This is a genomic window from Streptomyces sp. NPDC049627, from assembly GCF_044465645.1.
Classification (GTDB): Bacteria; Actinomycetota; Actinomycetes; order Streptomycetales; family Streptomycetaceae; genus Streptomyces.
Window position 1 is genome coordinate 49,138 of the sequence record NZ_JBITLW010000014.1, and the last position, 25,376, is coordinate 74,513.

A 25,376-nucleotide genomic window follows, 5' to 3' on the forward strand; every position below is an offset into this window, starting at 1 on the left:
GAGCGGCGATGACGGCGCTGACCTGGACTCTGATCGCCGTCGGCCTCGCGACCGTCGCTGTCTGCTCGGTCCAAGTGCACCGCCTGGGCGGCCCCTCGCGCGCTGCCACCATCGCCTTGCCGACCGCCGCATTGCCGGCCCTGCCCGCGCTCCTGGCCCAGGACTCGCCCGCGGCCGCCTGGGGACTGTGGGGCGCCACCACCATCTCTGCCGCTCTGACCTGGGCCGTCGCCGACACCCTGCGCGACATCCCCGGCCGGCGAGCGGGCGGCGCCAGGAGGACACCATGACCAGCAACGTGGCCGAGCCGCCGAAGGCCGGCACCTCCGCCGCTGTCGTAGCCCCGGCCTCTCCCACGACCACACCGGGAATCGTGCTTGAGGCATCCGGGATCACCAAGGCGTACCGGCGCGGCATGTGGCCGGCCCGGCGCCGCACGCCGGTGCTGCGGGGCGTGGACCTGGAACTGGCGGCGGGTGAGGTGGTCGGCCTGGTCGGGGAGAACGGCTCAGGCAAGAGCACGCTGATGAAGATCCTGGTCGGGGACCTGGCCGCCGACACCGGCACCATCACCCGCGACGGACGGATCGGCTACTGCCCGCAGGAGCCCGTCGTCTACGAACGCCTCACCTGCGACGAGCACTTCGAACTGTTCGGCCGCGCCTACGGCCTCACCGAGCACGCCGAGCGCGCCTCCCGTGCCCGCATTTATGCCCAGCTCGGCTTCGACCGCTGCGCCACCACCCGCGCCGACCGCCTCTCCGGCGGCACCTTGTCCAAGCTGAACCTGGGCCTGGCGCTGCTGGCCGACCCCGAAGTGCTGCTGCTGGACGAGCCCTACGCCGGCTTCGACTTCGACACGTATCTGAAGTTCTGGAACCTGGTCGCTCAGCGTCGCCAGGCGGGCAGGTCGGTGCTGATCATCAGTCACTTCGTCACCGACGAGGAACGCTTCGACCGTATCGTCCAGCTCCGCGACGGACGGGCGGTGCCGCGATGACCGTACTGCTCACCCGGCGCTTCCTCATGGAGGCGGCGCGTACCCCGGTGAACCTGCTGGTGCTCGTGCTGGTGCCGGTGGTCTTCGTCGTGGTGGCCTCCCGCCCCCTGGCCGACGCCGCCGACTTGCTCGGCGGACCGGGCGGGCCCGCGGTGCAGACGGCCACCGCCGGCTGGGCCGCCGGTTTCATTGCCGCCATCGGCATGTACTTCCAGCTGCGTGCCGCCCGCGCGGCCGACCGCCGCCTGGTCCTGGCGGGCCTAGCCGCCTCCCGGCTCGTGGCCGCCCGCATGGCAACAGGTCTGACCCTGGCGGCTCTTGCCGCCACCACGGCCCTGGTGGCCCTCGTTGCCCGCACGGGACTGGGTGACGAACCGGGGCGCGTGGTGGCCGGGACGGTGATGTACGCGGGGATCTACCTGGCGATCGGCGCACTGATCGGCGCTCTAGTCGCCAACCCGGTCAACGGAACTGTCCTGGTGCTGTTCGTATGGATTCTCGACGTCTTCTTCGGCCCCGTACTCGGCACCGCCGACCGGCCTGTCACCCGCGTCCTGCCCACCCACTTCGTGAGCTTGTGGATGGTGGATCTGCCTTCCGGCCACGGCGGACGCGTCGGCGACCTGGGCTGGGCCCTGGCGTGGACCACCGTCGCCTTCGCGGCGGCCTGGGCGCTGATCACGGCCATCAGCCGCACCCGCGGCGCCCGCGACCGCGCACGGCCGGGCTCGCTGCGGGCACAGCTGACCGCCGGTGTACGGATGGGGCTGCGCGAGGCGGGACGCAACCGGGTGTTGTGGGCCCTCCTTGTCGCTGTCCCCGTCGTCTTCGTCCTGCTGGCGGTGGCCACCACACCGCAGGAGAACACGACCCTGACTGTCCGCGAGAACGGCCGCGCCCTCGCCCAGCAGGCATGGCTGCCCGACATCCACGGCGGCACCATGGCCCCCATCGCCATCGGCTCCCTGGCCACGCTGGCCGGCCTGTTCGCCATCCTGGACGCCCGCAGCGGCGACCGGCGCCTGTCCCTGGCCGGCTTCCGCCCTCTCGCCCTGCTCGCCTCCCGCCTGAGCATCGTCGCCCTGAGCGCTCTGGTGGCCACCGCCGCCTCCCTCGCGGTCACCGCCACCGTCTTCGACGCCCGCAACTGGCCCCGCTACATCGCCGCAAGCGTTCTCATCGCCCTCACCTACGGCCTCATCGGCGTCCTGCTCGGCCCGCTCTTCGGGCGTGTCGGCGGCATCTTGATCGCCTTCCTCGTCCCCTTCCTGGACCTGGGCATCGAGCAGAGCCCCATGCTCCGCTCCGCGCCACCCGACTGGGCCCACGCGCTGCCCGGCTACGGCTCCGGCCGCGTCCTGATCGACGCCGCTCTCACCCCCGGCTTCGATGAAATAGGCCCCCTGCTCATCGCCTTCGCCTGGGTGGCCGGCCTGACCCTGGCCGCTGCGGCGCTGTTCCATCGGGCGGTGGCTGCCGCCTCAAGGCCGCGCACCCGCAGGACGGGGCACAGGGCATGCCGAGCCACACAACCCTCCGCCGGCACAGGTGAGGTCTGAAAACTTTCGACGTGGTGACTCGGTCGCGCTGCGAGTTCGGGCCTCCAGCAAACTCGGGTGCCGCAGCCAAGGATCCAGCTCACTGCCGTGATCCCCTCGGCGACTGCCGATTGGGTTACGCGCACTGCTGCCCTCCGCCCATCCACCGACTCCGGCTGCACGTGGCCCGTTCTCCTCAGAAAAAAACCAGCTTTCAATATACCCCCCAGGGGTATATTCTGGCGTCGTTGGGCACCGGAACGGGAACCTCACCGCACTGAATGGGGATGAAGGTCATGGACCACACCGCTCACCGCGCCTCGCACGACCACACCACGCACGAAGGCCACGGGCACGCCGACCACCCGGCTCACCACCATGCCCATGCGGGAGCGTCCTGGGGCACGGCGGTGAAGGCGACGCTGCACTGCCTGACCGGGTGCGCCATCGGCGAGATCCTGGGCATGGTGATCGGCACCGCGCTGCTGTGGGGCAACGCGCCCACCATGGTCCTGGCGATTGCGCTGGCGTTCCTCTTCGGCTACTCGTTCACCCTGTTCGCGGTGATCAGGGCCGGCCTGGACCTCAAGTCTGCGATCAAGGTGGCACTGACCGCCGACACCGTCTCGATCGCCGTGATGGAGCTGGTCGACAACGCGATCGTTGCCCTCACGCCGGGCGCGATGGACGCTCACCTGTCCGACGGCCTGTTCTGGGCGGCCCTGCTGGGTGGGTTCGCGGTCGCTTTCCTGATCACCACGCCGGTCAACAAGTGGATGATCGGCCGTGGCAAGGGCCACGCCGTGGTCCACGCCTACCACTGACGCACCTCACAGGCCCATGCGATCGGGGCACCCTGGCGGAACAGGGGTGCTCCGATCGTGTTTGCGCCTCCGGCCGGGGCCAACTCGGGATGGGCTGGCAGACGGAGAGGCACGGCCGTCCCGGCCCGTCGCCCTCCGGCACGATGGGAAGGAGGCGACCGGTTATGGCATCGGTCAAGGACATGCTCGCCACCTATCCGGCCGACCTGGGCCAGGTCGACCGCGACAAGCTCACCCGCTGCATCGAGGAGTGCATCGCCTGCGCTCAGGCATGTACGGCATGCGCGGACGCCTGCCTGTCCGAGGGCATGGTCGGCGAACTCACCAAGTGCATCCGCACCGACATGGACTGCGCGGACATCTGCAACGCCACCGCCGCCGTGCTCTCGCGGCACACCGGCTACGACGCCAACATCACACGCGCGATCCTCAACGCGTGCGCCACTGCCTGCAAAGCCTGCGCCGACGAGTGCTCCGCGCACGCCGACATGCACGAGCACTGCCGTCTGTGCGCCGAAGCCTGCCGCTCCTGCGAGCAGGCGTGCAATGACCTGATCCAGGCCCTCGGCTGACCCACCGGTCAAGGCCACCAGGGTCGCCGGATCGACGACGTCACGTACCAGGAGCGGATGCGCCGACTCGCTCTCGGCAGACGCATGCCTCCGTCAGGACGAGGCCACCGGCGACGCGGAGTCTTCTGACCGGGGACGAATCGGGGCTCGCTGCTGGCGCCTCTGCTCCCGCTGCCTGCGCCATCCGTACCGGGTCAACCCCCGCGGCTTGAACACCGACAGCGCCACGGCTGCGAGCAACACCAGCAAGGCGGCCCCGGCGTCGGCCACGAGTTGGATCCGCATCCCCACCAGATCCGATCCGGACAGGCCCGAGGCGGCCGCGCCGTCTGCCACGTGCGCGACGACCTGCAGGTGTACCAGCAACAGGACCGTGGCGACGACGGAGATCAGGAGCTTGAACAGCACCCAGTAGTGCCGGAGCAGGCCCCATGCGGTGCCCACCGCCTGGATCAGCCCGGTGACCAGCGAGGCGAGGCTGAGCGGGACCAGGACGAACCAGCCGATCACCTCCATGGCGAGATACGCGCCACGGACCACCTCGGTATCCTGACCGGCCAGACCGGCGATCGCGAGAGCGAGGAAGCCGGCGACCGCGCCGAGCCAGCCGACAGAGGTCGCGACGTGCGCGGTGAGCGCCCACTTGCGCATGCGGGGCGTCATGGTCGCCACGATCAGTGGTGCCCCATGCCGCCGCCGATGATGTGCATCAGGACGAAGGCCAGGATCAGGGCCGCGGCGGCAACGATCCCGAACACCTTCCCCCAGCGCGGCATCCCCGGAGGGGCCTCGCGGTCGGTCTCGCTCCTGGTGGTCTCGGAGGAGCTTTGCGCGTCAGCCATGTCCGTGTCCCTTGCTGTGCGGCGTGGCCGTGAATTTCACGGCGCCATACTTTGAGAGACATAGTGTCGCTATCAAGGCAGGGTGACTCTGATTCGTCGCCTCGTATAGTGGGTGCGTGCCGAAGCTGTGGAACGAGACGATCGAAGAGCACCGCCGCACGGTGCGCGAGGCGATCCTGGACACCACGTGGGAGCTCGTCGCCGAGCACGGGCTGCTGTCGGTGACCATGTCGCAGATCGCCGAGAAGACCGGCATCGGGCGGGCCACGCTGTACAAGTACTTCCCGGACGTCGAGGCGATCCTGATCGCCCACCACGAACGGCACGTCAACTCTCATCTCACGCATCTCGCCGAACTCCGGAACGGGTCCGGCGACGCCGGCCAACGCCTCGAGGCCGTGGTCACTGCCTACGGGTTCATCTGCTACCACCGCGGACGCCATGGCGCCGAAGATCTCTCGGCGCTCCTGCACCGCCCCGAACACGTCGCGAACGCGCAGCAGCAGCTCGTCGACCTGTTCCGGGATCTGCTGGCTGAGGCGGCCGAGACCGGCGACTTCCGGAGCGATATCGCACCCGACGAGCTGGCGAGCTACTGCCTCCACGCCCTCGCCGCAGCCGGTGGCCTGCCCTCCGAGGCCGCCGTCCACCGCCTCGTCACGGTCACACTGGCGGGGTTGCGCACAGAGGACGGGTCGACCGGATCCACGGCCTGAGCAACCCACTTGGTTCTGACCGCGGTTGCGTGATGGCTACGTCAGATGCCCATCGCCCACTACGACATCCGGCTGGCACACCACGGAGACGCGGCCACAACCCCCAGTTGGTCTTACGGCGCATTCGACGGAGATACGGAGCGCTGATTGGATCCCTCGATGCAGCCCTGCATCACCGCCTCGGTGACCTTGCCCTTGAACCCTGCTGAGGGCGTCAGCCGGTCTGTGCACCAGCGAGAGACATCGTCCGCCATACCGGATCCTGGGTCGTCTCCCTGCTTGGCAAGAGCGGCGGCGAAGTCGTAGCCGCGCTTGTATTGGGTGTCCGCAATCGAGCCGGGCTCGTATGGGTTCCCGTAGATGATGGCACGCGACGGTTCGGAGGCGTCGCCTCGACTGATGAGCGGGGCGATCAGCAGCACAGTGGGCAGGCCGACCAAGACCGAGGCGAACAGCCAGCCCATCTTCTGGGACGTCCTCTTGCCGACCGCGTAGGACAGCATCGCCAGCGGGATGGCTAGAACGAACGCCAGGAACGGGATGATCATCGCTGTACCCCCACCAGCCACAGGCCAGGCCCCCTCTTTCGCAGCTCGGCGGGGTCATGCTACGTGTCGCGATCGAGCCACGAGGCGTGGGGTGCCTGGTCTTGGCACTGCATGGTTGCCTGTCACCACCGGCCAGGTATGGCACTCACTGGCCAACTGTGGGGTTGTGACCGCGTCTCCGTGGTGTGCCAGCTATGTCGTAGTGGGCGATGGGCATCTGACGTAGCCATCACGCAACCGCGGTCAGAACCACCCACTTCCCAGGCAGGAACGGCTGGTTGGCGAGGATGCCCCGCCACTGAGCGGGCACGCTCTCCCGGCTCCGGTCCTCCATCTGGGTGGTGCGGGCAGGGCGCGGATCTGCATGATCGACAGCAGCGCGAAGATCGCGGCGGCGACCAGGCAGGTGATCCGGAAGTCCACACCTGTCAGCTCCGTCCCCACCAGGGGACCAGCAGGATCCCTGCCTGGTAGAAGACGTCGAACAAGGCGAACGCCTCCACCCTGCACTTCCCCGCTTCACCTCGGCAGGCGCCCGCTCCGTACGTATCACCGTGAAGGACTTCGCCTTCAGCCCGGCCACTCTGACGGTGCAGGCGGGCCAGAAGATCACAGTGATCAATGAGGACTCCGCCGCCCACACGGTGACCGCCTCGGAGGGGACGCCTTCGACACGGTAAACATTGAGGGCGGGGAGGCAGGAACCTTCACCGCCCCGTCCGAGCCAGGCAGATACTCCTTCATCTGCACCATCCGGCCGAACATGAAGGGGACGCTGACTGTGCCATGAGGCTGCATCCCAGAGGTGCAGGCGGCGACCGCCTAGATCCACTTTCACAGCACGTCCTCTCTGAATACCCGTCACCTCCGATACGTACTAAGGGCCATAGCAGTCAACGGCCCCACGGCTCCACCGGGGTGCCTGTGCGGCGATCCGATGTCCGGCTACATCGGCCCGCCGTACCCGGATGTTCGGAAGGGTGACGATGGGAAGTCTGGCTCTCAGTTGGTCCATTGCAGCGGTCGCCGCGCTGGTCGCCGCCGTCAGCGTGATCCAAGTGGTGACCACCAGCGGCGCGACAAGGTTCGCGGCTGGAGGCGACCTGCTGATGGGTCTGTGCATGGCCGTCATGGCGCTGCCGCCGACGGCGGCTTGGTACGCGGGCTACGGCATGTGGTGGGCGGCGGCGTTCGCTCTGCTCGGTCTCGGGGGCGTGGCGATGGCGGTCAAGCACACGCGCACGGGCGGATGGAGGCACGGCCGCCACTGGGTCCATCTCATCGTCGGCAGCGCCAGCATGGTCATCATGACGCTCGCCATGACCAGCACACCGTCCGGACCCGTACTGGCGCTCGGCTCCTCCATGGCACACATGCCCGGGATGGAGCACATGCACGGGACGGAGAATGCGGGGAGTGCCGGGAGCTCGGCCGGCATGGATCACATGGCCGGTACGGGCTCCATGGAAGGGATGGGGTCGATGCACGGGATGGACATGCCGGGCATGACCACCGCGGCCGCCGACGCCGGCTCATCAGGGGCTTCGACGTCCCTGTGGCGCCTCGTCGTCGCGGCGCTCGCCGTGTACTTCGCACTGTCGATCGCGGCGTCCATGTGGACACGTGTTCGGGGCGCCGGCAAGAGCGACGTCGCCTCGAGCCGCGAGGGCGGCCGTGGGCGCAGCCTCGGGCGATGGCTGCTCGCGATACCGGACACGCTGGTCGTGTTCCTGGTGTCGTTGACGATCTCCGTGTGGAACAAGGCACGCACGTCCGAACGGGCCGGTCGGGGCCGACGCCGCAAGGTGGGCGCCGCACCGGACGCGGCCCTGGCGGCTCACATCGGCATGGGCGGGACGATGTCCGCGATGCTGCTGATGATGGCCTCCTGACGGCAGCCGAGGCGGTCCGGGCCTCGACGATCAAAGGCGGACCGAACGAGGTGCCATGTTTCGCAGGCCTCGGCGTGCGGCCGCGCGAACGCGGGAGCCGGCCGGAGCCGCTTCACCGCCACCTGCGTCAGGCGGAGCAGGTACGGCCGGACAGGCGCGCCCGCCCTGCGCCAACGCGCGGCGGAATCAGTCCCGGCGTCTATGATCGGCAGGGCTTCGATCTGGCCCATGCCCTGGGCGGGCGGTCGTGCACCGGATGTCGAGCATTCCCGGATCCCCTCACGCCCAGCGGTTGGCGGGCAGAGGGGGAACATCCACAGCCAGATGTCTGCGAACCCGGCACCGAACAGGTTCGGCCACCGCGTTCTCGTCGTACGAGCCGGATCCCGGCGGCCATGGATGGCGTAGACGACGGCGAACAGGACAACCCGCGCCACCCGTCGCCGTGGTGGCGGCCAACAACACCACGCGCTGCGTGAAGCGGAAGAAGCACCCGACCGCCGCAGAGACCCCACCGCCCTTGCTCGGCTTCTGCACACCGTCGCCTCGATGTGCAGCCGCCACCTCAGGCTGCGAGGCCAGCTAAGCACCCTAGCGATCGACGCGCCGGACAGCGGGACTGTGTGCGCCGCGACACAGGTGACGGAATACCCTGGGGGGGTATAGTGTTCCCGTTGTTCCAGGGACCGGGGAATGCCCCTCCCGACAACAGCCCACGCCACCAGATCCTGAGGAAAGAAGCCATGACCGAACAGACGAACGCCAGCTCCTGCTGCGGCTCCGGCGGTTCCTGCGGCTCCGGCACCACGACCGACGTCCAGGACATCGGCGTCACCACCGTCTACAAGGTGTCCGGCATGACATGTGGTCACTGCGAAGGCGCGGTCTCGCAGGAGATATCGGCCCTGGCCGGGGTCACCGCCGTCACGGCGGTCGCCAAGACCGGCGAGGTCACCGTCACCTCCGCCGCGCCGCTCGACGAGGAGGCCGTCCGCGCCGCCGTCGACGAGGCCGGGTACGAACTCGTCGGCCGCGCCTGACGCCCCCGCTTCGGGGCTTCACACCCCGACATCACATGCATTCCTCCCCACGCCGGGACGTACCGCTCCGCTGATACGGACGCCGTGCGTCCCGGCCGCCTCCTGGAGACAAGTCCATGGCCAGCACGACACCGAGAAGACGCTCAGCAGTTCCGCCTCAGCTCCCGTATTCGAGGCCGAGCTCTCCATCGGCGGCATGACGTGCGCCTCGTGCGCGGCCCGCATCGAGAAGAAGCTCAACCGCATGGACGGCGTCACGGCGACCGTCAACTACGCCACCGAGAAGGCCAAGGTCAGCTACGGCCCGGACATCGAGGTATCCGATCTCATCGCCACCGTGGTGAAGACCGGCTACACGGCGGAGGAGCCGGCGCCTCCCACTGCTCCCGTTGGGGGCGAGGCCGAGGCGGGCCGGGCTGCGGACGCTGAACTGTTCTGCCTCCGCCAGCGTCTGCTCGTGTCGCTCATGCTCTCGGTCCCCGTCGTGCTGATGTCGACGGTCCCGGCCCTGCAGTTCGACAACTGGCAGTGACTCTCGCTGGCTTTGGCCGCTCCGGTCGTCGTCTGGGGCGCCTTCCCTTTCCACAAGGCCGCCTGGACCAACGCCCGGCACGGGGCCGCGACCATGGACACCCTGGTGTCCATCGGCACGCTCGCGGCGCTGTGCTGGTCGCTGTGGGCACTGTTCTTCGGACACGCCGGCATGCCGGGCATGCGGCACGGCTTCGAGTCCACGATCTCCCACTCGGACGGGTCCTCCTCCATATACCTGGAGGCCGCTGCGGGCGTGACCACCTTCATACTCGCCGGGCGCTACCTGGAGGCGAAGTCCAAGCGCAAGGCGGGCGCGGCACTGCGCGCACTGCTGGAACTGGGGGCCAAGGACGTCTCCGTGCTGCGCGGCGGCAAGGAAGTACGTATCTCCGTCGCGCAGTTGGCGGTCGGGGACCGCTTCGTCGTACGGCCCGGTGAGAAGGTCGCGACTGACGGCACCGTGGTCGAGGGCGCCTCCGCCGTGGACGCCTCCATGCTCACCGGCGAGTCCGTGCCGGTGGACGTCACGGTCGGCGACGCCGTCACGGGCGCCACCGTGAACGCCGGCGGCCGACTGGGCGTCGAGGCGACCCGGGTCGGCGCGGACACCCAGCTCGCCCGGATGGCAAGCTCGTCGAGGACGCGCAGACCGGCAAGGCCGAGGTGCAGCGCCTCCCCGACCGGATCTCCGGTGTCTTCGTCCCCGTGGTGCTGCTGATCGCCGCGGCCACGCTCGGCGGCTGGCTCGGCATCACGGGCGACGCGACCATCGCCTTCACCGCAGCCGTGGCGGTCCTGATCATTGCCTGCCCGTGCGCTCTGGGTCTGGCCACGCCGACCGCGCTGATGGTCGGCACCGGGCGCGGCGCCCAGCTCGGCATCCTGATCAAGGGCCCCGAGGTCCTGGAGTCCACCCGCCGCGTCGACACCGTCGTCCTGGACAAGACCGGAACCGTCACCACCGGCCGTATGACCCTGCAGGACGTGTACGTCGCCGAAGGTGTGAACGAGGCCGAACTGCTGTCCCTTGCGGGCGCGTTGGAGCACGCCTCCGAACACCCCATCGCCCAGGCCATCGCGGCCGGAGCCGTCGAGCGGGCCGGAAGCCTGCCGGTACCGGAGAACTTCGAGAATGTCGCCGGACTCGGCGTCCAGGGCGTCGTCGAAGGGCACGCGGTGGTCGTTGGCCGCGAGAAGCTGCTCGCAGAGTGGGTCATCGAGCTGCCGCGTGAGCTGGCCGAGGCCAAGGCCGCGGCAGAGGCCGAGGGCCGTACGGCGGTCACCGTCGCCTGGGACGGCGAGGCGCGCGGCGTCCTCACCGTCGCCGACGCGGTCAAGGAGACCAGCGCCGAGGCGGTGACCGAACTGCGGCGCCTGGGCCTGAAGCCCATCCTGCTGACCGGCGACAACCAGCTTGTCGCCGAGTCGGTGGCACGCACGGTCGGCATCGACGAGGTGATCCCCGAGGTCTTGGCCCAGGACAAGGTGGCCGTCGTCAAGCGGCTCCAGGCGGAAGGCCGTACGGTCGCCATGGTGGGCGACGGCGTCAACGACGCGGCCGCCCTCGCCACCGCCGACCTGGGCCTGGCCATGGGCACCGGCACGGACGCGGCGATCGAGGCCGGCGATCTGACCCTCGTACGCGGTGACCTGCGGGTGGCCGCCGATGCAATCCGCCTCTCCCGCAGGACCCTGGTCACCATCAAGGGCAACCTCTTCTCTGCCTTCGGCTACAACGTCGCCGCGCTGCCGCTCGCGGCGGCCGGGATGCTCAATCCGATGATCGCCGGAGCCGCGATGGCCGTCTCGTCGCTTTTCGTCGTGACCAACAGCCTGCGCCTGCGGTCCTTCACGTAAGCCGCACGTACGGAGCCCCTACACCGTCGGGGCGCCGGTACGTCGGGGTGCCGGTACGTCGGGGTGCCCGGTCGGTGAGCCCGACACTCGCACTCCGCCACCGCTCAAGCCGCCCCGGATTCGCTGGCCCACTAATCTCTTTAACAGTAGGCTTCCCCGAGCACCTCCTTGGCAGCCCTGGTCCAGTGCGACGGCTCCCCGGCGCAAACAGGAAGCGGGCCGGGCCCCGGAGGAGATGCTGCGCGCAATGCGCAACTTGGGAAAGTGCGGGTCCTGTAGCACTCAGGGCCCGCACGCCACCAGCAGTGGGAGCAGCGGAGCCGCGACGGTCGCCGCGAGCACGCCCAGCCACATCACGCGGGGTGGCCGGGTCGGCGTAGTGAGCACGCGGCGCACCCGGATGATGGCACCCGATCCGCCGGCCCCCAGTGCCGCCTGCGGCGCCCGGCCGGACGCGACCTCGCACATCGCAGTGGCCAACACCTCCGGGGGATGGAACCGCAGCGCCCTGTCGTCCGCGATCATCTCCACGAGCAACGCCATCTGCTCCTTGGCGAGCCACCCCAACGGCAGGCCCGGGAAGGCCCGGCAGAACGCGTCCGCCAGCGCATGAAGCAGGTGGTGCCTGCCCTCGATGTGCGCCCGCTCGTGCTCCAGGACGGCCCGCAGTTGCGGCTCGGACAGGACGTCGAGGGCGCCCTGCGTGATCACAACTCGCCCATGGCGGCCGGGCAGGCAGTAGACCGCCGGGACTGCGTGGTCCAGGACGGTGGCGCCGTATTCGGGCGCCGGTTCGCCGACAAGGGCGAGCAGGTCGAGATGACGCTGCCGCGCTCGGCGTGCCTTCCAGGTGCACCGCGCCAGCCAGCCCAGAGGCAGCAGCAGGATCACGACGGGGGCGGCGAGCACGAGAACGTCACCAAGAGTCGGTGCCGACTCCGCGTGCGGGGCGTCGTGGGCCAGACCGCAGGCGTTGAGCAGTCCGACCAGTCCGTCGTGCACATGCTGTTCGGTGAGCGCCAGGTGATACACCGAGAGGGCGGTGGTGATGACGAACGTGGCCATCAGGCCCAGCCAGGCGAGGACCGCGAGGACCGGCGCACGATGAGGCCACTCGGCCCGCGCCAGTCCGAACGACACCGTGACGCCTACGAAGACCGCGTATCCGGCCAGCGCCACGGCGGCGATCATGAGTTGCTCCGCCTCTTCACCGTCCGGAGCGCCGAGCGTAGTGCCTCCGTCTCCTCCGGCGTCATGTCTTCCAGGAAGCTGACCAGCGTGCCGGCGGGATCCGGATTACTGCCGAGCGCCTCCTTCATCAGCGACGCCGTGTACTGCTGCCGGGTGCAGGTGGGGGTGTAGACCCAGGCCCGCCCCTCCTTGTGACGCTGCAGCATGCCCTTGCGGTGAAGGATGTCGGCGACGGTCTTGACCGTGCTGTAGGCGAGGGGCCTCTGTTTGTTGATGTCCGTCAGCACGTCGCGCGCGCTCGCCGGCCGCCCCCAAGCCCACAGGCGGTGCATGATCTCCGCCTCGAGCTCCCCCAGCTGACGCACGCTCTCTCCCTTCGCTTCCGGGAGCGCGAGCTCTCCGGCACCAGTGGACGTTCATCGTAGTGCGCGGTGCTCTGGCCCCCCATGGAGCCTTGAGAAGTGCCAGAGCAGGACCAGCGATGCGACGGCGCGAACCAGCTCCGCGGGATCCCAGCAAGACTGGGCACCACCGCCATCGCTGTCGCCGCCGCCAATGCCAACCAGGTTAGTAGTCCCGCCGATATACGATCCGTCACAGCATCCCGCTGCCGACTTCTGTACTGTCGGCACAGGAGATCCCCAACGACCGAAGGCGGAGATCACGCAGGTGCACGTGGGCCGTTCCGCACGCGCAGCAGGAGCCATGGGGCGCCTGCTGTTCGTCGCCGTGCTCGCGCTGGGCATCTTCGCCATGCACACCATGGGGCATCCGGACGAGTCGCACAGTTCCGCGACCAACGATGCGTCTCATGCGTCGACGGTGGACACCACCGCTGCTGCGGCACACGACCCCATGGCTCTTACGGCCATGACCGTTGCGGCCGCCACGGACGCGGGCCGGTCGACGGACGGCGCCGCCGCTCCGGACCACGCGACGGGCCCGGCGCACTCGTCCTCCACCCATGAACCGGCCATGGCGATGGACATGCTCTCGCTGTGCCTGGCGGTGCTGCTCGGCGCCTGGGTGCTCGCCGGGCTGCTGCGATCCGCCTTCGCACGCCATCCGGAATGGCTCGCGAAGCTCCTCGCTCAGGTCGCCGCCGTACTGCGGCCCAATCCGCCGCCGCGCAGACCCGATCTCACCCGGTTGTCGATCCTGCGGCTGTAGGCCGAATCGCACTCGCGGACGCGCATGAATCGCGCGGTCCCGCGATCTCGCGTACGCCGAAAACAGCCCAGTACTGACACACGAGGTGAATCGATCATGACTGCCTTCACGCATGCCCTGCGCCGCAAGCCCGTTCGCCGCATGGCGGCCGTCGGCATCGTCGCCGCGGGAGCCCTGGTGCTCTCCGCCTGCAGCGACAACGGCGATGACATGAGCGGCATGGACCACGGCAGCGGCAACAGTTCCGCGAAGGCGACGGCCACGGCGCCCGCCGAGAGTGGGAGCTTCAACGACGCGGACGTCACGTTCGCGCAGATGATGATCCCGCACCACGAGCAGGCCGTGGAGATGGCTCGGTTGGCCGACGGCCGCGCCTCCGACTCGGAGGTCAAGGACCTTGCGTCCAAGATCGAAGCCGCTCAGGGCCCCGAGATCAAGACGATGACAGGTTGGCTCACGGCCTGGAACAAGCCGACCGCGATGGAGTCCATGCCGGGTATGGACCACTCCGGGATGAACGGCATGATGTCCGACGGGGACATGAAGGAACTCAAGGCCATGAAGGGCACCGAGTTCGACAAGATGTTCGCCCAGATGATGATCGACCACCACAACGGCGCGATCAGCATGGCGAAGACCGAGCAGACGGACGGCAAGAACGCCGACGCCAAGAAGATGGCCGGCGGCATCGTCACCAGCCAGTCCGCTGAGGTCAAGCAGCTGCAGAGCATCCTCGACCGGCTCTGAGCCCGTCGGCGCGCCCACGGTTCGGCCGCGCACAACAGGGCTGTCCGGCTCCGCGGCGTTCGCCCGCTGCCGAGCCGGACGGCCGCCCCCACTCCGCAGACCGCCCACCCGGCCTCCGCCCCGGTCGCGGTCGCATGCACTCTCCCGAGGACTCATGAACAAGCGTCACATCGCCGCGGCAGCCGCCGCCCTGGCCCTCAGCATCACCCTGGCCGCCTGCTCCGGCAGCGGCGACGACTCCGGCTCGTCCGCCTCCGCCACGGCGATGAGCCACATCCACGGACTCGGAATCGATCCGTCCGACCAGCGCCTGTACGTCGCCACGCACGCGGGCGTCTACACACCCGACGCGAAGGGCGAGCCCCAGCTGGTGGGTGACAGCACGGATGACTTCATGGGCTTCACCGTGGCCCAGGACCAGACGTTCTACGCCAGCGGCCACCCCTCCCAGGGAGGCAACAAGGGCCTGATCAAGAGCACCGACGCCGGCAAGACCTGGAAGGCGCTCTCACTCTCCGGCCAGTCCGACTTCCACTCTCTGGACTACGCCCACGGCGCCGTCTACGGCTACGACTCCACCGCCGGCCTGCTGCGCACCAGCAAGGACGGCGCCACCTGGAAGGACGGGGCACAGCTCCAGGCCTTCGACATCGCGGTCAGCCCGAAGGACCCCGATCTCGTCCTCGCCACCACCGCCGACGGGATCGCCCGCTCCAGCGACGGCGGCAAAACCTTCGCCAAGGGCACTCAGCCGGTCATGGCCTTCCTGTCCTGGCGGGCGCAAGACGCCCTCTACGGCATCGATCCCTCGGGGGGCTTTCACCGCAGCGAGGACGGCGGAGCCTCCTGGACGAAGACGGCCACCGTCCCCGGCGGGCAGCCCCAGGCGCTCACCGCTGTGGACGCCGAGCATGTCCTGGCAGCCACCGGTATCGGGGTCTACGAGTCGAAGGACGGCGGCAACAGCTGGAAACAGCGCCTTGCCGTCGACTCCCCCACCAATCCGTAGGCCACCGTCGCTCCGAACCCCGGTTGACAGCCACCCGGACTCACCTGCATATGATTTGCAGCTAGCTGCTAAGAGCAGTAGCAGACGGCCGAAACTGCCCGGAGGTACCCAGCCATGACCACGAATGCCGTGTCCGTCCGGCGGAGGCGTGGGTTCGACCGGGGTGAGATCCGTCGGCTCGTGGCGATGTACGGCTTCGTCGCGGCGTTGCACATCGCCGGCTTCGGCCTGTTCGCCTACTACAACGCCCGCTATCACGGCCTCACCGACAGCCACGGCGAGCTGCTGTACGCGGGAGCGGCCGGGCTGGCCTACACGCTGGGCATGCGCCACGCCTTCGACGCCGACCACATCGCGGCCGTCGACGACACCACCCGCTTCCTGCTGCAGAAGGGCAAGCGCCCGCTCGGCACGGGGCTCGCCTTCTCGCTCGGCCACTCGACCGTCGTCCTCGGTCTCTCCGTCGGCATCGCCTTCGCCGCCCAGGCCGCGAACCGCTTCCAGGCCGGCTTCGCCGACCTCGGCGGCATCATCGGCACGACCGTCTCGGGCGTCTTCCTGTACGCCATCGCCGCACTGAACTTCGCCGTGCTGCGCGGCATCGTTCGCACCTGGCGCGAGGCGAAGGAAGGACGCCACCAGCCGGAGGAGCTGGAGCGACTGCTGGCCGACCGCGGGCTGATGAACCGCGTCTTCAAGGGCCGCTACAACAAGTTCATCGAGCACAGCTGGCAGCTGTACTTCGTCGGTCTGCTCTTCGGCCTCGGCTTCGACACCGCCACCCAGGTCGGCGCGCTGGGCCTCGCAGCGGGTTCCGCCGCGGACGGCACGCTCCCGCCACTCGCCATCATCGCCCTGCCGCTGATCTTCGCCGCCGGCATGAGCCTGATGGACACCACGGACGGCGTCTTCATGGCGAAGGCGTACGAGTGGTCCTTCTCCAATCCCCTCCGCAAGATCTACTACAACCTCACCATGACCGGCCTGTCGATCTTCGTGGCGTTCGTCGTCGGCACGGTGGAACTGGTGTCCCTGCTCGCCGACCAGCTCGGCGCGGCCGACCGCGCACCCTGGTCGTGGCTCGCCGCGATCGATCTCAACGCGATCGGCATCGTCATCGTGGCCACCTTCCTGGCGACGTGGATCGGGGCCGTCGCCCTGTGGAAGCTGCGCGGGTACGACGAGCGCTATCCAGGGCACCGTCCGGGGGTAGAGGCGGAGCCGGATCCTGCCTCTGCCTGAGCCGGTGCCCGCGTCAGCGAGCCCTTGACGTTCGGGCGCGGCGTGCGGCGAAGCGACCCAGGCCGGTGAGGAGGCCGATCTTCACCAGCACCACAGCCAGGAGAATGCCGGCGGCCCAGCCGGTCCACCGCCATTGGGAGAAGAGGAGGCTCCCCAGTCCGAGGTGGACGACAAGGGCCAGCACGACCAGTGCGGTGAGGACGGCCGCCCTGCCACGCCAAGGGTGTCGGGAGCCGCCACCCTTCCGGGAAGCCGACAACGCCTTTGCTGTTTCGCTGTGAGCGACGGTGGAGGTGTTGGGCCCTCCCCAGTTCACCGTCAACTGCTCGCGCCTGCCGAACCGCTCGATGTGCCCGGCCAGCAGGTCTTGCAGCCGCTCCAGCTTCTCCGCGTCTACGGCTTCGACGCGCACTGTCAGCGCACCCGGTTCGGCCCTCATCTCGCACCGACCCCAGGGAAGGGTGACGGTGCCCTGGGCTTCGGACCATTCGACCTGAGCCTGGGCGGCGACGGCCTGCATCTCGCGGAGCGCCTGCGCGTCGCCGTCGCCGTGGACACGCGGGCGGTGCCCGAGGTGACGCCCCTTGTTGTCGAAGTGCTTGCAGAGCTGGACGAGGTACCGGCTCGGGCGCTCGGTCGCGATGCGGGCTTCGGTGATCAGCATGGTGATCCTTGTTTCTCGGTCAGATCCGGGTGAGGGCGGCCAGCCAGGCCCGGATGCCGTCCGGGTCGACCGTGATCTCGATGGTGGCCGGTTCGATGGAGTCGATCCGCCAGCCGTCGGTGAGCGCGGCCTCGATCTCGTCCCGCGTCAGCTTGTGCACCTGGCCGCACTCGCCCGGCTGACGGTCGCTGAAGGCGAGCATGAAGTAGCTAGCCGCGCGGCGGGATGACGGAGCGCAGCCCGTCCACGTAGGCGGCGCGGTCGTCGCCGTCGAAGATATGGAAGAGCCCGCAGTCGAGCACGGTGTCGAACTGCTCGTCCAGCGCCGCCAGCTGACGGGCGTCGTAATGGAGGAACCGCGCCTTGAGGTCCCGCTCACGGGCCTTGTTCTCGGCCACGTGCAGGGCATTGGCCGCGAGATCGACACCGGTCGCGTCCAGCCCCAGCCGCGCGACCATGAGGGCGTGCTCGCCGGTTCCGCAGCCTGCGTCCAGCACGCGACCGCGGACGGCACCGGCCTCGGCCAGGGCAAGGAAGACCCGCCGGGGGCGTCCGATGTCCCACGGTGGCCGGCTGACGTACAGGTCCTCGGACGTGCGTGAATCCTCAGGGCCGTAATGGGGATGAGGGCTCGATCCGGCCATGATCGTCTCCTCGCTCGTAGCCGCGCGTCCCCGGTTCTGGGAACACCCCAAGCTTTATCGATACATACTGTCGCTGTCAATTCATCGTGTATCCACAAGGCGATGCTGCACCGATGCCCCGCTTCGAGGCGGCGATTCCTGCATCCCGACCGAGCGACGGAACCCGGCCACCCCGCCCCACGACACGTGCCACCACACCAACCTCGGCCACGGTTGCCCACTGCGGACCTCCAACCCCACCGAAGAACCGGCAGTTCAGGCCGGATATCCACCTAGGCGGGCAGGGAGCGCCGGATGTATTCCAAAGAAGCCCGAAAATTCGGGCGCACAGAACAGGGCCGGAAAGGCGGCAGGGCCAAGGACGGGTCAGGGGGGCGCAGGCCGCGGGGGACAAGGTCAGGCATTTCAGCCACGACGTGAGGCCCTTCCCTTCGGCGCTCCGGGGATCTGCATGGCCGCCGCCGGAAGGGAGGGACTTATGTCCCCGAAGGACACGGCGAAGGCCGGCCCGGAGAACTACCGGATCCCAGGTGAGTCGACGCCCGCCGAGGTGCTGGAACGGGCGCGCCGCCAGTTCTACTCCGACCCCAACGTCATCGGGGTCGGCATCGGCGAGCGGCGCGTGGGTGGTCAGGCGCAGGCCGGTCAGACCGCGCTGGTCGTCTACGTGAAGGAGAAGCTGGACAAGGCACAGCTGGAGAAGGACGACCAGGCCGTCCTCGTGCCGCGCGAGTTCGAGGGCATGGGGACGGACGTGGTCGCACCGTACGGCCCGGATTCCCCCACCGAAGCGCTGGGCGTCAGCGACTCCCACCGGCACACCGTCGACATGATGAGCATCGACCGTGCACGCCTGCACGAGCAGTGGACGGCCGCGCAGAACGGCCGGGAGCTGCCCTTCCAGGGCTCGATCCACGACTACGGCGATGTCGAGGTCATCCAGGACGACGGCACTCTCGTGCAGACCATCAATGGTCAGCCGGAGGTGGACTTCGTCCGGGCGTACAAGCTGTTCCGGCTCAAGAACCCGGACATCTACGACTTCGTGACGTTCTTCACCGACACCGCCAGCGGCATGCCACCGCAGGGCGGGTCCTCCTGGTACTGGCCGATCCACAACGACACGCAGGGCATCGGCTACCCGGTCTTCAGCAACCGCCCGGCACTCGGCTCGAACAAGCTCCAGGGGATCCTCTTCCTCAACCAGGGCCACTTCGGGGCCTGGCGGTACGTCATGCTGCAGGAGCAGGGACACCGGTGGAGCAGCTTCGTGCCGTACCGGGACGCGCAGAACGGGCCGAACCTGACCGATCACATGCTGGGCGGATTCGCCCACTGGGCGCAGGAGTTCGACGACGACCGCTCCCCCATGGACTACGACGTCTTCGACTGGGTGGACGTCGGCGGCGGCCAGTTCCAGCGCATCTCGCTCGCCTCAGACCAGCGGGAGTACTGCGAGCTCGACCTCTATCTCATGGGCGCGATGGGCCCGGACGAGGTCGGCGACATGAACCTGCTGTCGAACATCACCAACGTGTCCGGCAACACGTTCACCACGAACAAGAAGCGGCTGGAGATCGACAACTTCCTGTGGGCCAACGGGCCACGCATCCCCGCCGCGCAGGCCGCCCAGAAGCAGTTCAAGCACGGCTTCTGCCTGCTCACCAAGGACTTCGCCCGGGCGCACGACCTGGCCGACCGCATCGACCAGCTGCGCCGCCGCTTCGAGGCGGACTTCCGCGCCGCCACCAAGGGCCTGCTGTCGGTCGACACCACCCTCGGCCCGCTGCGCCGGGAACCGCAGCCCGGCGAGATCACCGAGCTCACCGGCGGCGGCTACACCTCGCTGCACCGGCACCAGGTGACGCCGTACGACCTCAATGTCACCGGTGTGCAGTACAACGGAAGCCTTCAACCGGGCCAGACGCAGTCCGTGTTCACGTTCAACTGGTCGCCGGTCTGGCACATCGAATGGTCGGCGCGTCCGACGACGGCCGGTGGGAAGGTGACCTCCTCGGTGGAGATCGAGCGCGCCGGGAACGGGACCTTCACCTACTGGATCACGGTCCGGAACACCGGCTCGGTAGCCACCGGCTACGAACTGCACTTCGCGCGGCTGCGCTGACGGGCTGAACGGAGGATGACCATGCGTCTGACGATCGAAGTGTCCGAAGGACCGGCCGACATCAGGGTCGGCCAGGCCGGCACCGCCCAGCCGTATCCCTTGGCAGGTGAGGTGGGCGCGCCGGCGTCCGTCCCCGCCGACGCGGTCGACGCCGGGGCGGACCGTGCTCCTCAACCACCCGAGCTGAGGGCCTCTCTTGCCCCACCGCAGACCGGCGGCAGCGAGTCGGACGTGCCGGCGGGTGAGGTCCGTTCGGCTGGACCGGCACCGTCCGCGTATGCGCCGGAACCGCAAGCGTTCCCCGCGGCGATCGAGGTCGACATCGCGCCGGGCGCGGGTCCGGTCGTCAGCTGACCTTGCGGCGCGTCCCGGTCACGCATTCCAGGGCTCCCACCGGAATCCGGTGGGAGCCCTGAGCTTGATCTCACCAGATCAGGTCACTGCTGTCCGGTGTACTTGAAGATGTAGAGCCCGTAGTCGCGGTCGGACGCGGCGACGTACTCCTGGCCGCCGCAGTTGAACGTCTGGACACCCCAGAAGTTGTTGCCCCCCTTGTCGATGAAGTGGCCGACCTCGACCAGCTTGTTGTTCTTGATCTTCGTGACCCGGAAGCCGCCCGCGTAGTACGAGAAGTACGCCAGATCGGAGCGGACCTGCGAGGTCGCCACCTCGTGGACGGACAGATCACCGAAGCCGGAGGCGTACGCCGGGTCGTGGCCCTCCGGGATGGCGTAGGTGTCGAGCTCGGTCATCTTGCCGCGCTCGTTGCGGTAGAGGTGGACGTAACCCCAGCCGTCGAAGTGCGAGGAGAAGGTGAGCTGGTCGCCCTTCGTGCCGACCGGCACCGGGACGGTCGCCGGACCGGTGCCGGCCAGGCAGTCGGCGTTGCTGTAGGGCTGGTCGAAGATCGTGAAGCCCTGGCTGCGCGGGGCGACGCCGAAGGTGGGCAGAGTGCCCTCGACACTCATGCCGGACTGTGCGTCGCAGGCGTCGCTGCCGGTGCGGTTGAAGACGAGGATGGCGTCGTAGCCGCCCGCCGCCTCGACGTTGGCGACCTTCTCGGTGAAGGTGCAGACGCCGCGCTCGACGACGGCGACGTCCACCGCGGCCGGATCGCCGGCCGGGACAGCCGTGTCGCCGTTGCAGGCACGCCCGACGTACACCGAGCCGCCGGTGACCGTGCGGCCCGGCGCCAGCGGGATCCCCTGGCCCGCGGTGATGGCGGTGTTGTCGGTGACGTTGCGGGCCGACAGCGCGTAGGGGCCGAAGTCCTCGTCGGCGCCGATGACATAGCGGTTGTCGAGGGTGAACTCGGCCTGGTGGCCGTTGCCTTCGGGCGCCACGGTCAGGCCGCTCTCGGCCGCCTCGGGGTCGGGATCGGTGAAGTCGGTGTCGCCGAGGTATTTGATCTTCTTCGGGTCGGTCACGTCGAGCAGGACGTATCCGGCGTCCCAGTAGGAGGCGGCCATGATCTGCCGTCCATGGATGTTCTTGACGACCATGTCGTGCAGGAAAATCTCGGTGAGGTTGGCCGGTGCCGACTGGACGATCTGCGGGAAGGCCTCGTCGAGGTCGTACTCGGCGACCAGGGTGGCCTTCGTCGGGTCGGTGATGTCCATGATGTCGACGTCGGTGCCCTCTTCGTTGTCGACGAGGACGGCGTACGCCTTCTCGCCCGCATCCCACGCGAAGGCGCTGTGGATCTCGCGGGCCAGCGCGGTCGTCTCGTCGCCGAGGGTGAAGTCGCCGACGCCGTGGGCCAGGGTCTTGGGGTGGACCGGGTCGGTGACGTCGTAGATGTTCATGCCGCCCACGCCGCCGTCGCCGCAGATCTCGTTGTTGGTGACGAGGATGTCGCCGTTGAAGGCGGGCGTACTGATGTGGATGGTCTGGATGCCTTCGCCGGGGGCGCTGCCCGTCTGCGGGATGAAGGCGGCCTTCTTCGGCTTGCCCGGGTTGCGGATGTCGACGACGTGGACGCCGGTGTTGTCGCAGCCGACGCCACCCCAGGAGGCGAGGTAGGCGTATCCCTTGTAGACCCCGACGTCGGCGATCTTGCCTTCGACGGAGTCGAGTTGGAGCTTGCTGACGAGGCGTACGTTGTCACTGCTCGCCGGCAGGTGGCCCCCGCTCCCCCCGTGCTGGTCGTGCGCGTGCGTGGCCTGTGCGTTGTCGATGGCGCCGTCCGTGGAACTGACGCCGTCGTGGGCCTGGGCGACGCCGCTGAGTCCGGCCGCCACGAGAGATGTGATCATGACAAGTCGAACGGCCGTGCGTCTCTGTCTGTTGCGCATGGTCCCTCCCCTGCGATGCGGGTGTTGCCCGCACACCTGTAACGAGGCGGTGCCCGGCCGATCAGGCCGGGCACCGGGAACCTACTTCTTCCCGGACAAGCGGGGAAGCCGTTTAACACGAATGTATTTAGCAGTACTTGGGGCTTGTGCGCCCTCAACAGTCACGTGGTGCGGCGTCAGTGACTGTGGCCGTCTTCGGTATGTCCAGCCTCTTCGGCTTCTTCAGCGGCGGTATCGCTCTGCGAGGGCCTCGTACTCGGCTCCCGACCCTCCGGCTCGTGGTCCTGAGTCGGCTCGCCTTCTTCCGGTTCCGCCTTCGGGACTCCGGTCTCCTCTGCGCTCTCCTCGCCGTGACTGTGGCTGTGCCCGTCGCCCTCCGACTCAGCGGCCATCCCCTCGGCAATACCGCGCAACCCGACGAACGCCAGGGCTGCGGTGATCACCACCAGCACGCCCGCCGGACCGACGATGCTGCGCCACCGGGCAGGCTCATGCCGCAGCACGTAGGCGATGAAGGAGAGAGTGAGCCCGAAGGGAATGAGCATCGCGGCCCGTTCGGGGAAGTCCTCGAAATGCTGCAGTCCGCCGCTGAGCATGCCGATGCCGAAGGACAGCGCCAGGGACGCGACGACGATGCCCGCCACTTTGGTCGCGCCGGGGCGCTCCCGTTTGAGGACGAACTCATTCAGCAAGGTCGCGAAGAGAAAGACGGCCGCGCCGATGACGGCGATGAGGGTGTAGCGCGCCGGATCCAGCGGGTGGTGCACGATGGCGCCGCTGATCAGGCCGGCGCCGACAAACGTCGCCGCGTAGCCGAGGTAGTTGCCGAGCAGGGGTGTCCGCTTCGGGGCTCGGCGGCGACCGCCCCGTCGGCCCCCTGCCGTCGGGGAGGGGGTCGGCTCCGTCCGGTGCCGCGTGCGCTGCGGGGGCATGGGGGACGACGGATTCGGCGATGCGGGCGAAGCGGGGTAGGAACCGTACGGCTGCGGGGATGCGGGCGTGGCAGAGCGATCGGCAAGGTGGTGCTGGGACACGTAGGACGCCTTTCAGAGCAGGACCGACGTGCCGGTGTGACGCGTCGGACCTCGGCAGAGCAGGGGCAGTAAAAGGAACGGAAGGCAGGGCCGGGTCGAGAGGGTCCGGCGTGCCGACGGCGCTGCGCCCGGGGCGTGCGCCTGCGATCCCTGATGCTCTAAATCCGCAGTACCGAAGAGCGTGAGGGCTTGAAGTCCGGGATGAAATCGGGTGGCAGAGCTCCGCGGAATGCCTCGGCGCTCGCGTCCACGCCGCGCATCGCGCTACCGGACGGCGCGAGCAGCCACGGTCCTGACGGGATCAGGGCGAAACACTCGGCGACGGTGGTGTGGCCCTCGTGTGCCGCATGCGGGGAATCGTCCCGCTCCACAAAGGATGCGGCATCCGCCACGGCTTCAGGAATGCCGCCCTCTTCTGGAGCCGCGTGTGTCTGGTGGCTGGTTGGGACGGCGCCGGACACCACCGACGCCGCCACACCTTCATGCACTCCTGCGTGGCTCAACGTGTGCACAACGCCGACGCCGAGCAGCAACACGGCGAGCAGTACGAGACGCAGAGCGACGATGCCCGCCTTCACGCTGCTGCCCACGCGTCCCTGCCGCCCTGAGGAACGCCGCTCGGGCGCCCATGATTGCCGTTGGTCGGCTCCGAGGGTACCGAGAGCACGGTGCCCATGGCGAGCGGGGTGTGTGCGCCCCGCCCGCGGGCTCCGCCTGCTGCCGGGCAGCAGGGATTTCAGTGCACGTGCGGTCCGCCGATCATCTGCGGCTTCCCGCGCGGTACCAGGAATACGGCGACCAGCGCGCTCACCGCTGCCGCGACCACGCTGAGCGTGAACGCGTCCGTGAAGCCGTCGATCGCGCCGCGCTCGATGCCTGCCGCGGCCACCGTGGACATGACGGCGACGCCGATCGAACCGCCGACCTCGTGGAAGGTGTTCTGGCCGGACAAGGGCTGCTGCGCGGACCCCGCCGCCGCAGTGGCACACCGTCCGCCGGCACCGAGGCCGACGCGTGCGGCTGCGCCCCGGCTGCGACTGTTTGCAACTGAACCCGCAGGCGACGCGGGGGCGTGCCGCGATGCCCGTCATATCGACCGGCCGAACCCGGATTCACCGCTGGGCCGTCGCCGCGGCAACGAACATCGGCAGGGCAAGGAAGATCCGGTCGACCTCGGCACGAGCCCGCTGCTCGGCGATCCACTCATCCGCCTGCGCGCGGTTCACCGCCCCGGCCGCGCAGGCCCCTTCGGCCAGGCCGACCAGCATGGGCAGCATCACCGGCCCGGTGAACACCCCCGTGTGGACCTCGACGGTCACCGCCTCAAAGCCCGCGGCCAGCAGGAGATTGCGGTAGCGGCGTGCCGTGCGCGGCCCCGGTACCAGGTCGGCCCGGGCATGCACGATCGTGCGGGTGAGGGCCGGATCGTCGGAGTCGATGACGAACGTGTCCCAGTCCTGTCCGACCAGCACGATCCGCCCGTCCGGTGCGAGGACCCTGCGCGCCTCGTCCAATGCCCGCTCGGGCTCGGCCAGTTCGTGGAAGACCTTGTCCGCACGATAGCCGTCCATCGTGCTGTCGGCGAAAGGCAGCTCGTACGCGCCCGCAGTCCGGAAATCGGCCTCGGGCCACCGCCGCCGGGCCACCTCGATCATTCGCTCGTCCGGATCCACGCCGACGGTTTTCACACCCGCTTCGGTCAGCTCGGCCACGGCTCGCCCAGCACCGCAGCCGACATCAACGGCCGTCGCACCCGGCGCGATGACGAGCAACTCGTAGGAGCGGGACCGTAGTTCGGCGGCCCCAGGCAGCCGGTCGACGGCGTCGAGGAGGGCGATGAGCTGATCCGCCTCGTGTTCGGTTCCCTGTTCGTTGGTCAGTTCCTTGGACATG

The 25,376-nt window shown here is 68.9% G+C and carries 28 protein-coding genes and 2 pseudogenes; 16 read left to right on the forward strand and 14 right to left on the reverse strand.

The window, feature by feature from the left end:
• Positions 1-8 precede the first annotated feature (8 nt).
• From ACIBU0_RS33465 to ACIBU0_RS33485, 5 genes are all read left to right on the forward strand, one after another.
• On the forward strand, positions 9-290 hold the full coding sequence (locus ACIBU0_RS33465; protein WP_398826082.1) for a hypothetical protein: 282 nt from the start codon (positions 9-11) through the stop codon (positions 288-290).
• On the forward strand, positions 287-1,000 hold the full coding sequence (locus ACIBU0_RS33470; protein ID WP_398826084.1) for an ABC transporter ATP-binding protein: 714 nt from the start codon (positions 287-289) through the stop codon (positions 998-1,000). The genes ACIBU0_RS33465 and ACIBU0_RS33470 overlap by 4 nt, the downstream gene beginning before the upstream one ends.
• Positions 997-2,559 carry an ABC transporter permease gene (locus ACIBU0_RS33475; RefSeq protein WP_398826087.1) on the forward strand — a complete coding sequence of 521 codons (1,563 nt, stop codon included), beginning with the start codon at positions 997-999 and terminating at the stop codon, positions 2,557-2,559. The genes ACIBU0_RS33470 and ACIBU0_RS33475 overlap by 4 nt, the downstream gene beginning before the upstream one ends.
• 275 nt (positions 2,560-2,834) lie before the next feature.
• Positions 2,835-3,362, forward strand: coding sequence for a DUF4396 domain-containing protein (locus ACIBU0_RS33480; protein WP_398826090.1), 528 nt, complete (start codon positions 2,835-2,837; stop codon positions 3,360-3,362).
• A gap of 164 nt (positions 3,363-3,526) precedes the next feature.
• Complete coding sequence (locus ACIBU0_RS33485) at positions 3,527-3,934, forward strand: four-helix bundle copper-binding protein (protein ID WP_398826093.1); 408 nt, start codon at positions 3,527-3,529, stop codon at positions 3,932-3,934.
• Between the two features lie 93 nt (positions 3,935-4,027).
• Here the strand turns inward: ACIBU0_RS33485 and ACIBU0_RS33490 are convergent, their stop codons facing one another.
• Both ACIBU0_RS33490 and ACIBU0_RS33495 read right to left on the reverse strand, forming a co-directional pair.
• Positions 4,028-4,597, reverse strand: coding sequence for a hypothetical protein (locus tag ACIBU0_RS33490; protein WP_398826096.1), 570 nt, complete (start codon positions 4,595-4,597; stop codon positions 4,028-4,030).
• An 11-nt stretch (positions 4,598-4,608) separates the two neighbouring features.
• Positions 4,609-4,776: a hypothetical protein gene (locus ACIBU0_RS33495; RefSeq protein WP_398826099.1), complete on the reverse strand. Its 168-nt coding sequence runs from the start codon at positions 4,774-4,776 to the stop codon at positions 4,609-4,611.
• 116 nt (positions 4,777-4,892) lie between these two features.
• On the opposite strand from ACIBU0_RS33495, the gene ACIBU0_RS33500 reads away from it, so the two are divergent.
• Positions 4,893-5,492: a TetR/AcrR family transcriptional regulator gene (locus tag ACIBU0_RS33500; RefSeq protein ID WP_398826103.1), complete on the forward strand. Its 600-nt coding sequence runs from the start codon at positions 4,893-4,895 to the stop codon at positions 5,490-5,492.
• A gap of 113 nt (positions 5,493-5,605) precedes the next feature.
• On the opposite strand, the gene ACIBU0_RS33505 is transcribed toward ACIBU0_RS33500, so the two are convergent.
• Positions 5,606-6,040, reverse strand: coding sequence for a hypothetical protein (locus tag ACIBU0_RS33505; RefSeq protein ID WP_398826106.1), 435 nt, complete (start codon positions 6,038-6,040; stop codon positions 5,606-5,608).
• A gap of 265 nt (positions 6,041-6,305) precedes the next feature.
• Positions 6,306-6,561 (reverse strand): annotated as a pseudogene (locus ACIBU0_RS33510) (MFS transporter); the annotation flags it as partial.
• A 33-nt stretch (positions 6,562-6,594) separates the two neighbouring features.
• Here ACIBU0_RS33510 and ACIBU0_RS33515 point away from each other — a divergent pair.
• The 4 genes and pseudogenes from ACIBU0_RS33515 to ACIBU0_RS33530 all read left to right on the forward strand — a co-directional run bounded on the left by ACIBU0_RS33515 (position 6,595) and on the right by ACIBU0_RS33530 (position 11,363).
• On the forward strand, positions 6,595-6,720 hold the full coding sequence (locus tag ACIBU0_RS33515) for a plastocyanin/azurin family copper-binding protein (protein ID WP_398826109.1): 126 nt from the start codon (positions 6,595-6,597) through the stop codon (positions 6,718-6,720).
• Between the two features lie 306 nt (positions 6,721-7,026).
• Positions 7,027-7,932 (forward strand): DUF5134 domain-containing protein, encoded by a 906-nt coding sequence (locus tag ACIBU0_RS33520; RefSeq protein WP_398826112.1) that lies wholly within the window; start codon positions 7,027-7,029, stop codon positions 7,930-7,932.
• Positions 7,933-8,675: 743 nt separating this feature from the next.
• Complete coding sequence (locus tag ACIBU0_RS33525) at positions 8,676-8,972, forward strand: heavy-metal-associated domain-containing protein (protein WP_398826115.1); 297 nt, start codon at positions 8,676-8,678, stop codon at positions 8,970-8,972.
• 196 nt (positions 8,973-9,168) lie between these two features.
• Positions 9,169-11,363: pseudogene (locus ACIBU0_RS33530) on the forward strand (heavy metal translocating P-type ATPase).
• Positions 11,364-11,645: 282 nt separating this feature from the next.
• On the opposite strand, the gene ACIBU0_RS33535 reads toward ACIBU0_RS33530, so the two are convergent.
• A complete protein-coding gene (locus ACIBU0_RS33535; RefSeq protein WP_398826119.1) occupies positions 11,646-12,554 on the reverse strand; it encodes a M56 family metallopeptidase in 909 nt (302 codons plus the stop codon).
• On the reverse strand, positions 12,551-12,919 hold the full coding sequence (locus tag ACIBU0_RS33540) for a BlaI/MecI/CopY family transcriptional regulator (RefSeq protein ID WP_398826122.1): 369 nt from the start codon (positions 12,917-12,919) through the stop codon (positions 12,551-12,553). Before ACIBU0_RS33540 ends, ACIBU0_RS33535 begins: the two co-directional genes overlap by 4 nt.
• Positions 12,920-13,259: 340 nt before the next feature.
• On the opposite strand from ACIBU0_RS33540, the gene ACIBU0_RS33545 reads away from it, so the two are divergent.
• The 4 genes from ACIBU0_RS33545 to ACIBU0_RS33560 all read left to right on the forward strand — a co-directional run bounded on the left by ACIBU0_RS33545 (position 13,260) and on the right by ACIBU0_RS33560 (position 16,722).
• On the forward strand, positions 13,260-13,724 hold the full coding sequence (locus ACIBU0_RS33545; RefSeq protein WP_398826125.1) for a hypothetical protein: 465 nt from the start codon (positions 13,260-13,262) through the stop codon (positions 13,722-13,724).
• A gap of 96 nt (positions 13,725-13,820) precedes the next feature.
• Positions 13,821-14,471: a DUF305 domain-containing protein gene (locus ACIBU0_RS33550; protein WP_398826128.1), complete on the forward strand. Its 651-nt coding sequence runs from the start codon at positions 13,821-13,823 to the stop codon at positions 14,469-14,471.
• A 154-nt stretch (positions 14,472-14,625) separates the two neighbouring features.
• Positions 14,626-15,480, forward strand: coding sequence for a F510_1955 family glycosylhydrolase (locus ACIBU0_RS33555; RefSeq protein WP_398826131.1), 855 nt, complete (start codon positions 14,626-14,628; stop codon positions 15,478-15,480).
• A 114-nt stretch (positions 15,481-15,594) separates the two neighbouring features.
• Positions 15,595-16,722, forward strand: coding sequence for a HoxN/HupN/NixA family nickel/cobalt transporter (locus ACIBU0_RS33560; RefSeq protein ID WP_398826134.1), 1,128 nt, complete (start codon positions 15,595-15,597; stop codon positions 16,720-16,722).
• Positions 16,723-16,735: 13 nt separating this feature from the next.
• Here ACIBU0_RS33560 and ACIBU0_RS33565 read toward each other — a convergent pair whose 3' ends face one another.
• Genes ACIBU0_RS33565 through ACIBU0_RS33575 form a run of 3 tightly spaced genes read right to left on the reverse strand, consistent with a single transcriptional unit; the run spans position 16,736 to position 18,030 of the window.
• Complete coding sequence (locus tag ACIBU0_RS33565) at positions 16,736-17,386, reverse strand: DUF2218 domain-containing protein (protein WP_398826137.1); 651 nt, start codon at positions 17,384-17,386, stop codon at positions 16,736-16,738.
• A gap of 19 nt (positions 17,387-17,405) precedes the next feature.
• Positions 17,406-17,588, reverse strand: a complete 183-nt coding sequence (locus ACIBU0_RS33570; RefSeq protein WP_398826139.1) for a hypothetical protein — start codon at positions 17,586-17,588, stop codon at positions 17,406-17,408.
• Between the two features lie 7 nt (positions 17,589-17,595).
• Positions 17,596-18,030 carry a class I SAM-dependent methyltransferase gene (locus tag ACIBU0_RS33575; RefSeq protein WP_398826142.1) on the reverse strand — a complete coding sequence of 145 codons (435 nt, stop codon included), beginning with the start codon at positions 18,028-18,030 and terminating at the stop codon, positions 17,596-17,598.
• Between the two features lie 478 nt (positions 18,031-18,508).
• Here ACIBU0_RS33575 and ACIBU0_RS33580 point away from each other — a divergent pair, with 478 nt between their 5' ends.
• A complete protein-coding gene (locus tag ACIBU0_RS33580; RefSeq protein ID WP_398826145.1) occupies positions 18,509-20,155 on the forward strand; it encodes a hypothetical protein in 1,647 nt (548 codons plus the stop codon).
• A gap of 21 nt (positions 20,156-20,176) precedes the next feature.
• Positions 20,177-20,509: a hypothetical protein gene (locus tag ACIBU0_RS33585; RefSeq protein ID WP_398826148.1), complete on the forward strand. Its 333-nt coding sequence runs from the start codon at positions 20,177-20,179 to the stop codon at positions 20,507-20,509.
• An 83-nt stretch (positions 20,510-20,592) separates the two neighbouring features.
• Here ACIBU0_RS33585 and ACIBU0_RS33590 read toward each other — a convergent pair whose 3' ends face one another.
• The 5 genes from ACIBU0_RS33590 to ACIBU0_RS33610 all read right to left on the reverse strand — a co-directional run bounded on the left by ACIBU0_RS33590 (position 20,593) and on the right by ACIBU0_RS33610 (position 25,375).
• On the reverse strand, positions 20,593-22,410 hold the full coding sequence (locus ACIBU0_RS33590) for a PA domain-containing protein (protein ID WP_398826151.1): 1,818 nt from the start codon (positions 22,408-22,410) through the stop codon (positions 20,593-20,595).
• Between the two features lie 215 nt (positions 22,411-22,625).
• Complete coding sequence (locus ACIBU0_RS33595; RefSeq protein WP_398826154.1) at positions 22,626-23,483, reverse strand: hypothetical protein; 858 nt, start codon at positions 23,481-23,483, stop codon at positions 22,626-22,628.
• Positions 23,484-23,641: 158 nt separating this feature from the next.
• On the reverse strand, positions 23,642-24,073 hold the full coding sequence (locus ACIBU0_RS33600; protein ID WP_398826157.1) for a hypothetical protein: 432 nt from the start codon (positions 24,071-24,073) through the stop codon (positions 23,642-23,644).
• Positions 24,074-24,219: 146 nt separating this feature from the next.
• Complete coding sequence (locus ACIBU0_RS33605; protein WP_398826160.1) at positions 24,220-24,435, reverse strand: hypothetical protein; 216 nt, start codon at positions 24,433-24,435, stop codon at positions 24,220-24,222.
• A 160-nt stretch (positions 24,436-24,595) separates the two neighbouring features.
• Positions 24,596-25,375, reverse strand: a complete 780-nt coding sequence (locus tag ACIBU0_RS33610) for a methyltransferase domain-containing protein (RefSeq protein ID WP_398826649.1) — start codon at positions 25,373-25,375, stop codon at positions 24,596-24,598.
• Between the last annotated feature and the right edge of the window lies 1 nt (position 25,376).

Bases quoted from the DNA above. Each gene is read 5' to 3' on its own strand.
- ACIBU0_RS33465 (WP_398826082.1), top strand. From the start codon at position 9: ATGACGGCGCTGACCTGGACTCTGATCGCCGTCGGCCTCGCGACCGTC.
- ACIBU0_RS33470 (WP_398826084.1), top strand. From the start codon at position 287: ATGACCAGCAACGTGGCCGAGCCGCCGAAGGCCGGCACCTCCGCCGCT.
- ACIBU0_RS33475 (WP_398826087.1), top strand. From the start codon at position 997: ATGACCGTACTGCTCACCCGGCGCTTCCTCATGGAGGCGGCGCGTACC.
- ACIBU0_RS33480 (WP_398826090.1), top strand. From the start codon at position 2,835: ATGGACCACACCGCTCACCGCGCCTCGCACGACCACACCACGCACGAA.
- ACIBU0_RS33485 (WP_398826093.1), top strand. From the start codon at position 3,527: ATGGCATCGGTCAAGGACATGCTCGCCACCTATCCGGCCGACCTGGGC.
- ACIBU0_RS33490 (WP_398826096.1), bottom strand. From the start codon at position 4,597: ATGACGCCCCGCATGCGCAAGTGGGCGCTCACCGCGCACGTCGCGACC.
- ACIBU0_RS33495 (WP_398826099.1), bottom strand. From the start codon at position 4,776: ATGGCTGACGCGCAAAGCTCCTCCGAGACCACCAGGAGCGAGACCGAC.
- ACIBU0_RS33505 (WP_398826106.1), bottom strand. From the start codon at position 6,040: ATGATCATCCCGTTCCTGGCGTTCGTTCTAGCCATCCCGCTGGCGATG.
- ACIBU0_RS33520 (WP_398826112.1), top strand. From the start codon at position 7,027: ATGGGAAGTCTGGCTCTCAGTTGGTCCATTGCAGCGGTCGCCGCGCTG.
- ACIBU0_RS33525 (WP_398826115.1), top strand. From the start codon at position 8,676: ATGACCGAACAGACGAACGCCAGCTCCTGCTGCGGCTCCGGCGGTTCC.
- ACIBU0_RS33535 (WP_398826119.1), bottom strand. From the start codon at position 12,554: ATGATCGCCGCCGTGGCGCTGGCCGGATACGCGGTCTTCGTAGGCGTC.
- ACIBU0_RS33545 (WP_398826125.1), top strand. From the start codon at position 13,260: ATGGGGCGCCTGCTGTTCGTCGCCGTGCTCGCGCTGGGCATCTTCGCC.
- ACIBU0_RS33550 (WP_398826128.1), top strand. From the start codon at position 13,821: ATGACTGCCTTCACGCATGCCCTGCGCCGCAAGCCCGTTCGCCGCATG.
- ACIBU0_RS33555 (WP_398826131.1), top strand. From the start codon at position 14,626: ATGAACAAGCGTCACATCGCCGCGGCAGCCGCCGCCCTGGCCCTCAGC.
- ACIBU0_RS33560 (WP_398826134.1), top strand. From the start codon at position 15,595: ATGACCACGAATGCCGTGTCCGTCCGGCGGAGGCGTGGGTTCGACCGG.
- ACIBU0_RS33565 (WP_398826137.1), bottom strand. From the start codon at position 17,386: ATGCTGATCACCGAAGCCCGCATCGCGACCGAGCGCCCGAGCCGGTAC.
- ACIBU0_RS33570 (WP_398826139.1), bottom strand. From the start codon at position 17,588: ATGCTCGCCTTCAGCGACCGTCAGCCGGGCGAGTGCGGCCAGGTGCAC.
- ACIBU0_RS33575 (WP_398826142.1), bottom strand. From the start codon at position 18,030: ATGGCCGGATCGAGCCCTCATCCCCATTACGGCCCTGAGGATTCACGC.
- ACIBU0_RS33580 (WP_398826145.1), top strand. From the start codon at position 18,509: ATGTCCCCGAAGGACACGGCGAAGGCCGGCCCGGAGAACTACCGGATC.
- ACIBU0_RS33585 (WP_398826148.1), top strand. From the start codon at position 20,177: ATGCGTCTGACGATCGAAGTGTCCGAAGGACCGGCCGACATCAGGGTC.
- ACIBU0_RS33590 (WP_398826151.1), bottom strand. From the start codon at position 22,410: ATGATCACATCTCTCGTGGCGGCCGGACTCAGCGGCGTCGCCCAGGCC.
- ACIBU0_RS33610 (WP_398826649.1), bottom strand. From the start codon at position 25,375: ATGTCCAAGGAACTGACCAACGAACAGGGAACCGAACACGAGGCGGAT.